This window comes from Nocardia nova, assembly GCF_002933465.1.
In the GTDB taxonomy this organism is placed as follows: domain Bacteria; phylum Actinomycetota; class Actinomycetes; order Mycobacteriales; family Mycobacteriaceae; genus Nocardia; species Nocardia nova_B.
This window is the reverse complement of record NZ_PSZE01000059.1, coordinates 1-9332: the sequence shown is the minus strand read 5'-3', so window position 1 is coordinate 9332 and position 9332 is coordinate 1. Positions and strand designations below refer to the sequence as shown.

Sequence of the window (9332 nt, the reverse complement as noted above, 5' to 3'; positions counted from 1 at the left end):
ACTTTCTTTCCTTCAAGTGACTTGGCGGTCTTTTGAAGGATCACGCGGTGACCACCCTCTACCCGGCTACGACACGCTCAGACATTTGCTGGCGTCCGGTCATACACCATCCTGCTGGACTCAACCCAAACTGGAACCGCTATCGGCGTTCCTACGATGGTTTCGTGACCGGGGCACAGTCGGTGACCTCGACCTCATCGCACGGCAGTCGACTTACGGGCCGGCCAAGGAGTTCCAGGAACTGGAGGACTACCAGAACCAGCTGCGGCGCTGCCTCACCGATGACAGTCTGGCGCTCGACGTCCGGGTCGCCGGTGCATTGATTCGGCTGTACGGCATGTCGCTGGACCATATCGTCGAACTCACCAAGGACCGTTTCCAACGCGCCGACGAGCATGACGCGTACCTCACTATCAGCAACCACCCAGTTCTGTTGCCGCCCAGCCTCGCTCGGCTCGTCGAACAGCTCATTGCGCAGCGTGTCACACGCGCTCTGCTACCCACCGTCGCGGAGTCGCGTTATCTGTTCCCCGGCACTCCGCCAACCCGTCCCCGCACACTCGTTCTCTACGTCAGCTGCTTGCCGACAATGGACTGCCCAGCCTCGCCGCACGCAACACCGCGATGATGACCATCATTGCCGAGCTACCGTCGGTGGTAGTCAGCGATCTGCTCGGAATCCATCCAGGCACAGCCGCGCGATGGGCACAGTTCGCCCAGAGCGGGTGGGCCGATTACCTCGCGGCGCGCGGCCCGATCGAAGTCAGCACCCTTCTTCGGGGCCGATAGGCGTTATCGGATCCCTGCTCTATTCCCACCGGCCTCGCGCCATCGGTCGGGTCGCCACGATCCTCGGTGCCGGCGTGGCATCCGGACCGCCTGCCGGTCGGGACCGAGCCGGGGCACACGTACACGAATTTAGATGTCGGCTACGAGGGCTTCGATGTCGGCGCGGGCGACCGGCCGTCCCGCACGGTCTGGACTTCTTCGCTTAGAACGCGATTCGGGACTGCCCACCGGTCCGGCTCAGCCTTTTGCGGCTTCGTCCTCACCGATCGTGTCGGCGGTGTCGGTGATCCTGTGCCGGAGACGGGCGGACCCGCACGCAGACCGGCCTTCTGCCAACTATCTCGTGGTTACGGAGCATCCAAAAGCGGCGTCCGAATATCACGGTTGTCTGGCCGGGTGGCACACTGGCTGGTCTGGCGTGTCCTACCTACCCTGGCACAGCCCGGTCACATCCGCGTGAAGATCATGACGCGCCGGACAGCTCGAGGGCTATGCGCGATCTGCGGTGGTGCGCCGGTCACCATTCGCGGCCCGGACTACATCGGCACCGTCGCCGATTCCGCGCGTGGGTTGGCACACCTTCGCCGGCTCGCGATACCACCATCCGATGAATCCTGTTGCCGCACGGCAATATGACCAACCTGTGGAGGGCCATGTCGACCGTTTACACTATCGGCCATTCCACACACGCCATCACGGAGTTCGTCGGGATACTGCAGCATTTCGGCATCGGAGTGGTGGCAGACATCCGAACCGTGCCCAAGTCTCGGCACAATCCGCAGTTCCACATTGACCGGCTCGCGGGATCGCTGGCCGCGGCCGGTATCGAGTACCAGCCGCTGCCAAGGCTGGGCGGACTACGGAAGCCGGCGGAATGTTCGATCAACACCGGATGGCGCAACACGTCTTTCCGCGGATACGCCGACTATATGCAGACGCCCTCGTTCGAGGAGGCGATCGAGGAACTCGTCGCGCTGGCCGCGAAAAATATCGTTGTTCTCATGTGCGCTGAGGCTGTCTTCTGGCGCTGTCATCGCCGTCTCGTTGCCGACGCACTCCTGGTGCGCGGCGTCGACGTACAGCACATCATGGGCACGGCGCAGCTCACACCGGCGGCATTGACAAGATTCGCGGAGGTCCATGGAACACGAGTCCGCTATCCGTCGACCCCGGGGTGATCGTGCGGGCCGTTCCACTGTGCGCGCGCCATGTCCACGCGGCTCCCGCGCATCGGAGTGCCTTCGGCGCGTAGTAGGTCGACGGCGCGACCGGCGTGGCAGGACGCGGGCGTGCCGTCGGCGTGCACGACCCGATGCCACTGGGTCTCGTCGGACCAGGCGGTCATAACCCGTCCGACTTGCCGGGGCCCGCCGCCGACCAACTCGCCGATCGCGCCATAGGACATCACCCGGCCCGCCGGGATCTGGTCGATCAGGTCGAGGACCCGGCGCGCGAACGGCTATATCGCCCCACCCCCTACCTTATTCATTGCACCCGGGCCGGTGGTCGCGTCGATGCCAGTTTTTCGGCGGTGCACGAGTGGTCGTTTCGGGCCGCGGGAAAGCGGCGACGAAACAACTGTCTGTGTGTCGGGCGGTAATCGTCGCGGGCAGGCAGTTCCCGCTGGCAGTTCAGGCACCACTGAGTGGTGGGCGAGCGAGCGCCGATGCCCAGCAGCACATCGCCCACTTCCGTTGGGTCGGTGACAGGCCCATGGATCACCACGCTGCGCAGGGGGATGGATCGGGCTACCGCACCCAACCGCATTCGCACCCCGTAGCCACTCAGCACGTCGGCCAGACGATCCAACGTCACCACGAGTTGCTCCCGCCGTGTGCCCGACCCGGGATTGCGGTGGTGGTGGGCGCGCCTGCGGATGGCGTCATGTGGTCACACTTCGCTGTTGCGGGCTCGGTCGGTGAGCAACTGGCGGAGCACGTAGTGCAGGATCCCGCCGTGCCGGTAGTAGGCGGCTTCGGCGGGAGTGTCGATCCGCACGGTGGTGGCGAATTCTGTTGTGTGCCCGGTGTCGTCGACGGCACGAATGTCAGCTTGCCGTGGAAAGGCGCCCGTGGCTTTCGCCTGCGCCAGTCCGGTGATCGAATACGTTTCCTCGCCGGTCAATCCGAGTGTCTGCACCGATTGGCCGTCGGCGAATTGCAGCGGCAGCACGCCCATACCGATCAGGTTGGACCGATGGATCCGCTCGAACGACTCGGCCAGCACTGCCCGCACGCCCAAAAGGAGTGTGCCTTTGGCGGCCCAGTCTCGTGACGAGCCCGAGCCGTACTCGGTTCCGGCGAGGATCAGCAGCGGCACCCGTTCGGCGGCGTATGCGGTCGCGGCATCGAAGATGCTCATCTGCTCGCCGTCGGGCAGGTGGCGGGTGACGCCACCCTCGGTGCCGGGGGCGAGTCTGTTGCGCAACCGGATGTTGGCGAAGGTGCCCCGGATCATCACTTCATGGTTGCCGCGGCGTGAGCCGTAGGAGTTGAAGTCGGCCGGTGCGACGCCGTGCTGCTGTAGATAGGTTCCGGCGGGGCCGTCGCGTTTGATCGCTCCGGCTGGGGAGATGTGATCGGTGGTCACCGAGTCACCGAGCAATGCCAATACCCGGGCACCGGTGATGTCGTCGACCGGTTGGGGGTCTCGGGTCATGTGCTCGAAGTAGGGCGGGCGGCGGACGTAGGTTGACTCGTCGTCCCAGTTGAAGACCTGCCCGGCCGCGACGTCGAGATTCCGCCAGCGTTCGTCACCGGTGTAGACGTCGGCGTAGCCGCGGGTGAACATCTGCGAGCGCAGATTTGCGGCGACGACGTCGTCGATTTCCGCTGTGCTGGGCCAGATGTCGCGCAGGTATACAGGGGTTCCGTCGGGAGCGGTCGCCAGCGGGTCGCGTAGCAGGTTGACACGCATCGTGCCGGCCAGCGCGTACGCGATGACCAGCGGTGGGGAGGCGAGGAAGTTCATCTGTGTTTCCGGGTGGATGCGGCCCTCGAAGTTGCGGTTGCCCGACAACACCGAGCACACCGTGAGATCGCCGACGGCGACGGCGGCGCTGACTTCCGGGATCAGCGGCCCGGAGTTGCCGATGCAGGTGGTGCATCCGTAGCCGACCAGCGAGAATCCGAGCTTATCCAAGTAGGGCGTGAGTCCGGCTCGCGCGTAGTAGTCGGTGACCACCCGCGACCCGGGCGCGAGAGTGGTTTTGACCCACGGTTTCGCGCTCAGGCCCTTCTCCACCGCCTTCTTCGCCAGCAGTGCGGCCCCGATCATCACCGACGGGTTGGAGGTGTTGGTGCACGAGGTGATCGCGGCGATCACCACGTGCCCGTGATCGAGGGTCGTCGAGGTCCCGTCGGCGAGGGTCACTGCCTGCTGCGCAGAGGGCCACTGGTGCGTCTGCCCGCAATCACACGGGGCGTTCGGCCCGTCGACGGCTCGGTCGTGGTCGATGGCGATCGAATCGCTGGCCGGGAACGACTCACTCGAGGCCTCGTCCAGTCCGGCCGCTGCGGCCACGGACGGTTCGGCGTCCAGCAGGGACGCGACGGCGTGCGGGGCCTGCGCCAGCGGGATGCGGTCCTGGGGGCGCTTGGGCCCGGCGATGGACGGCTCCACCGTCGACAGGTCCAGCTCGATGCGCTGGCTGTAGTCGGGTTCGTGGTCCGGGTCGTGCCAGAGCCCTTGCTCCTTGGCGTATGCCTCGACGAGTCGTATCTGCTGCTCCGGGCGACCGGTGAGCCGCAGGTAATCCAGCGTGACCGCGTCGATCGGGAAAATTGCGCAGGTGGAACCGTATTCGGGGCTCATGTTGCCGATGGTGGCGCGGTTCGCCAGAGGCACATTCGCCACGCCGGGACCGTAGAACTCGACGAACTTGCCGACCACACCGGTGTGACGCAACAACTCGGCGACGGTGAGTACCAGGTCGGTAGCCGTGGTGCCCTCCGGCAGCGCGCCGGTCAGCTTGATCCCGAGAACCTGCGGGATCAGCATGCTCATCGGCTGACCGAGCATCGCGGCCTCGGCTTCGATGCCGCCGACACCCCAGCCGAGGACGCCGAGTCCGTTGACCATGGGGGTATGCGAGTCGGTGCCGACGAGGGTGTCGGGGTATGCCAGCGGTGGTCCGCCGTCCGGATCGTCGCGGGTGAACACCACCCGCGCCAGTAATTCGAGGTTGACCTGGTGGCAGATGCCGGTGTCCGGCGGCACGACGGCGAAGTTCTCGAAGGCCTGCTGCGCCCAGCGCAGCAGCTGGTAGCGCTCGACGTTGCGGGTGAATTCCAGTTCCGCGTTGATCGCGAAGGCGTCGGGCCGGGCGAAGACGTCGGCGATCACCGAATGGTCGATCACCAGCTCGGTCGGGATCAGCGGGTTGATCCGGCCCGGATCGCCACCCAGCGCGGTCATCGCATCGCGCATCGCGACGAGGTCCACCACACACGGCACCCCGGTGAAGTCCTGCATCAACACTCGAGCCGGGGAGAACGCGATTTCGGTGGCACCGACCTCGTCCGGATTCCACGCGGCCAGGGCGCGGACCTGGTCGGCGGTGACGCGGTGGCCGTCCTCGCAGCGAATCAAATTCTCCAGCAGCACCTTGAGGCCGTAGGGCAGCCGGTGCGCGGTCGGAACGCTGTCGAGCCGGTAGATGGTGAACTCTCGGTCCTCGATCTTCCACGCGGCGCGAGCTCCGAAACTGTTGTCGCTCATGGCCGCCGCCCCACCGCTGCTGCGTCGGGGTGTTCGGTGCTGCGGTTCGGGTACGGCGATTCCGGCATGTGACGCGCCTCCTGATCAGGGGCTGCCGGCCATCGCCATCGCTGCGCCGGCAGCGTCGGGCCTACTGCTTCACTGTATGCCCCACGGGGCCGGATGAAACCAACAGTCTCGGCTCAGTATCGGCTGCCGATACTGCGCCAACGTCGTCCCGAAGTGCCGGGCTCGTGTGGCACGGTCGCGACGCGGTCGCGGTAGACGATGTAGGGCCGCCACAGGTACCAGACGGGCAGACTCCACGCGTGCACGAGCCGGCTGAAGGGCCAGACGATCCAGATGGCCCAGGCTGCGGTGGCGTGTATCCGGTAGATCAGCGGTGCGCCGACCATCGAGCTCACCTCGGGGTTGCCGCCGAACAGTCCGCGAAACCACAACGCGACGGTGGTGCGGTAGTCGTATCCCTCGCCGATGAGGTTGACGAAGATCGTCGGCGCCACGCCGGTGATCACCACGATCAGCAGCAGCACCAATGCGACATAGTCGATCGGCGTCGTGGTCGCGCGCACCCCTCCAGCCGTGACGAACACCGAATAGGAGCACCGATGCCACAGTCGGGTCATCAAGTCGTCGCGCGCCGCGAGCTGCGCAAGTCGGGGTCGTTGGTCGTCGTCTCGATCGGATTGCCGTACCAGGAAGGCTCGTTCACCTGGTATGCGCCCTTCCGTATCGAGGGAATGGACGACGAACCGCTCGACCACGCCGCGGGCGGATCCGATTCTGTCCAGGCGTTGACTCTGGTTCTGAAAATGATTGCGGCCGTGCTTCATTCGTGGAACAGCGATGGGTTGATCACGTGGGATGGTGACCCCGACCTCGGGTTCCCGCTGTAGCGCGATTGCCGCAGGAGTGTTGAACGATCCGACAGAACGCCCCTGCCGAACCCGGTCTCTGGGTAGCTCGGCAGGGGCGTTCGGGCATCAGCCGGGGCCGCATCTGTCTTGTCGCCGAACCGGTGACGGTACGGATCGGGTTCAGCCACCGGCAAGGGAAGGGTTGCTGCGGAACCTCCTGTTCCGAATCTGTCCTGCAGGTCGGTGGCCGGAGGCAGGTGCATCTTCAGCAGGAATTCGCTGTGGGCTCATCGAGCGCGGATGTCTTAGGGTGTGGACCTCGCAAACGCGGACGCTACGCCTACAGCGCGCGAACACAACGCGGTTATGCGACCTGGGCTCTGCGCGGGAGGCTGAAAACCTCGGCACCCGGTACCGGTCACGCCGTTCCCCTCGCACACCGCACTCGCCTGTCGGCGACCCGTAATAGGTCTTCTCGCTCCAGTAGATGGGGCAGCCGCTGGTGCAGCAGGCACACAGGATGCACTTGGTGGTGTCATCGAAACGTACCCGATCCACCGGAGACTGCAATCGTTCGCGTTCGGGTTTCGGCCCATAGGTGATCAGATACGGTTTGATCTAGCAATAGAGGTCGACGACGAATGCGCGGGTGCGGGGGTGGGAGGACATGCGGACCAGGGCGATGGTGTGCAGGGCGCGGTTGGCGTGTCTGTCGCCGCCGCGGGAGAGTCGGTAGCGGCGGGTTTTGCCCGAGGACGCGGGGACCGGTGCGGTGCCGCAGAGGGCGGCGAAGGAAGCTTCGCTGCGGAGCCGGTCGGGGTTGGCTCCGGCGGTGACCAGCAATTGCGCGGCGGAGTTGGGGCCCACGCCATGTAGTGACATCAGGTGCGGGTTGGCGGCTGTGGCCAGGTCTCGGATCTGTTCCTGGAGTTCGTCGGCTTGGGTGGTGAGGAACCGGTGCCGACGGGCCAGGGTCTTCAGCGCGGTCAGCACGACCCTCGCGACCTGGTCGGTCCCGCTCGGTCGGCTCGCCGCCAGTGCGGTGATCAATGCCTTGCCGCTGAGGCCGCGATACTTCTCCCGGATCGCGGCCGGGGCGGTGACGAGCGTGTGGTGGATCTGGTTCATCGCGGCGGTGGCGGCCTTCACCGCCGAGCGGCGGGTGGTGTTCAACGCTCGAAGTGCTTGGATCTGTTCGGTTTTCGGTGCGGCGGTCGCTTTCCCCGCAAGGACCGCGCGGGCGGCTTGGTAAGCGTCGATCGGGTCGGATTTGCCCTGCATGCGCCGCACCGACCGTTCGGGTCGTAGAACTTCGCGGACCTCGATCCCGGCGGCGGTGACCGCGCGGGTGAACCCGGCCCCGTAGGAGCTGGTGCCCTCGATGCCCACCACGCCCACGGTCCCGAACGAGGCGAAGAACTCCAACGCTGCCCGGTATCCGGCCGCAGTGGTGGGGAATTCGTGATCACCCAGCTCGCGTCCTATCGCGTCGATCACGGCGACGTGGATGGTGTCGGCGTGGGTGTCGGCACCGCCCACGAGGTTGGCGACCGGCCCGGTCACTGTCATGCTTGTTACTGCCTTCCCGTATCAACATCGGTAGGTCGACGCTGGTCGGGCGAGCAGACAGGACATTGATGAGGCTTCGCCAGGCTCTTATTAAGTCATGTCCGCCCGACCAGCGCGAGCGGTCCTGACCGCCGGTCAGACCAAGTGATGGTCAACCCAGCAGGGCGACAGTCGGTGGGAGAGACACGACGATCAGAACCACTTCCCATCATCAGTGTCGGTGGTCAGCGTGATGCCGTGGCTCTCCAGCTTGGTTTGCAGCCGCTGCTCGGCATCGGGGACCGTCTGCGGGCCGTGGATGTGGACCTCGTGGTAGGCGGTCTGCAGGATGCGCGCGAACGCGTCGTGGCCGGACGGCTGCTCACTTACGTGTCGGTGCTCGTGTGCCGGTTGCGGTGAGCTTGTCGTGCTTGGCGGCGATGCTGGCGAGCAGGTTGCGCCAGGATGTGTCGAAGGATTCGGCGCCCTCCCTTTGCAGCTGGGCGGCCAGCCCCTGGGGGTCGATGCCGGCGCCGGAGTAGGCGCCCAGGGTCTGGGTGGCATCGGCGCTGTCGGTGGGCATCGAGGCGTCGACGCGTCCGTGGTCGGCGAACGCGCGCAGCGTCGCCTCGGGCATGGTGTTGATCGTGAACGGGGCGGCCAGCGCGTTGACGTACAGCGTGTCGGGCGCGTCGGGGTTCTTGGTCGAGGTGCTGGCCCACAGCAGTCGCTGCGGGCGGGCGCCCTCGTTGGCCAGCCGGCCCCAGCGCGGCGAATCGAGCAGGTCTCGGTAGGACCGGTAGGCCCGCGTGGCGACAGCTAGGCCGAGTCGGTCGCGAAGCTCGCCGGGGACCTTGTCGGCCACGGCGGTATCCCAGCGGCTGACGAAGACCGAGCCCACCGAGGGCACGGCGGGGTTCAAGCCGGACCGAACGCGCCGTTCGCTGCCCCGCAGGTAGGCATCGGCCGCGGCCTGGTATTGCTCAGCGGAGAACAGCAGCGTCACGTTGATGGGTAGCCCCGCGAAGGTGCATTCCTCGATGGCGGGCAGTCCCTCGGCGGTGCCGGGGATCTTGATGAACACGTTCGGCCGGTCGGCCCTGGTGTGCAGCGCGGCGGCTTGGGCGATGGTGGCTTTCGTGTCGTGAGCCAGCAGCGGGGAGACCTCGAGGGAGACCCACCCGTCCACACCGTCGGTGCGCTGGTGGACCGGCGCGAACAGGTCTGCGGCGCGGCGCAGGTCATCGAGCGCGAGTTCGAAGAACACCTCCTCGTCGGTCGCGCCGGCCGCCTTGCGGGCGGCGATGTCGTCGTCGTAGTCGGCGCCGGCCTCTATGGCCTTGTCGAAAATCGTCGGGTTGGAGGTGAGCCCGGTGATCGAGTACTCGCCGATGTAGTTCGCGAGCGTTCCGTCATCGA

At 66.2% G+C, this 9332-nt stretch carries 8 protein-coding genes and 3 pseudogenes; 4 read left to right on the top strand and 7 right to left on the bottom strand.

Features of this window, described 5'->3' with window-relative positions; translation table 11 throughout:
• Both C5E41_RS32380 and C5E41_RS32375 read left to right on the top strand, forming a co-directional pair.
• A pseudogene (locus tag C5E41_RS32380) lies at nt 1-628 on the top strand (hypothetical protein); the annotation flags it as partial.
• 814 nt (nt 629-1442) lie between these two features.
• Nucleotides 1443-1967, top strand: coding sequence for a DUF488 domain-containing protein (locus C5E41_RS32375; protein WP_104379482.1), 525 nt, complete (start codon nt 1443-1445; stop codon nt 1965-1967).
• Here C5E41_RS32375 and C5E41_RS32370 read toward each other — a convergent pair.
• The 4 genes and pseudogenes from C5E41_RS32370 to C5E41_RS35625 form a co-directional block, all read right to left on the bottom strand.
• Nucleotides 1946-2236 (bottom strand): annotated as a pseudogene (locus C5E41_RS32370) (MGMT family protein); the annotation flags it as partial. The gene C5E41_RS32375 and the pseudogene C5E41_RS32370 sit on opposite strands and share 22 nt — an antisense overlap.
• 38 nt (nt 2237-2274) lie before the next feature.
• Complete coding sequence (locus C5E41_RS36355; RefSeq protein WP_146097779.1) at nt 2275-2604, bottom strand: hypothetical protein; 330 nt, start codon at nt 2602-2604, stop codon at nt 2275-2277.
• A 75-nt stretch (nt 2605-2679) separates the two neighbouring features.
• Nucleotides 2680-5508 (bottom strand): aconitate hydratase, encoded by a 2829-nt coding sequence (locus C5E41_RS32365; protein WP_104379479.1) that lies wholly within the window; start codon nt 5506-5508, stop codon nt 2680-2682.
• A 182-nt stretch (nt 5509-5690) separates the two neighbouring features.
• Nucleotides 5691-6080, bottom strand: coding sequence for a respiratory nitrate reductase subunit gamma (locus C5E41_RS35625; protein ID WP_258081409.1), 390 nt, complete (start codon nt 6078-6080; stop codon nt 5691-5693).
• Nucleotides 6081-6116: 36 nt separating this feature from the next.
• Here C5E41_RS35625 and C5E41_RS35620 point away from each other — a divergent pair, with 36 nt between their 5' ends.
• Nucleotides 6117-6404, top strand: coding sequence for a DUF6968 family protein (locus tag C5E41_RS35620; protein WP_258081408.1), 288 nt, complete (start codon nt 6117-6119; stop codon nt 6402-6404).
• A 420-nt stretch (nt 6405-6824) separates the two neighbouring features.
• Here C5E41_RS35620 and C5E41_RS35835 read toward each other — a convergent pair.
• Both C5E41_RS35835 and C5E41_RS32350 read right to left on the bottom strand, forming a co-directional pair.
• A pseudogene (locus C5E41_RS35835) lies at nt 6825-6983 on the bottom strand (succinate dehydrogenase iron-sulfur subunit); the annotation flags it as partial.
• Nucleotides 6984-7934 (bottom strand): IS110 family transposase, encoded by a 951-nt coding sequence (locus tag C5E41_RS32350; protein ID WP_104379477.1) that lies wholly within the window; start codon nt 7932-7934, stop codon nt 6984-6986. It abuts the pseudogene before it with no gap.
• 237 nt (nt 7935-8171) lie between these two features.
• Here C5E41_RS32350 and C5E41_RS34295 point away from each other — a divergent pair, with 237 nt between their 5' ends.
• Nucleotides 8172-8333, top strand: a complete 162-nt coding sequence (locus C5E41_RS34295) for a hypothetical protein (RefSeq protein WP_181063532.1) — start codon at nt 8172-8174, stop codon at nt 8331-8333.
• Here C5E41_RS34295 and tal read toward each other — a convergent pair.
• On the bottom strand, nt 8296-9332 hold a 1037-nt coding region (gene tal, locus C5E41_RS32345), incomplete at its 5' end, for a transaldolase (protein WP_104379476.1). The two genes, C5E41_RS34295 and tal, sit on opposite strands and share 38 nt — an antisense overlap.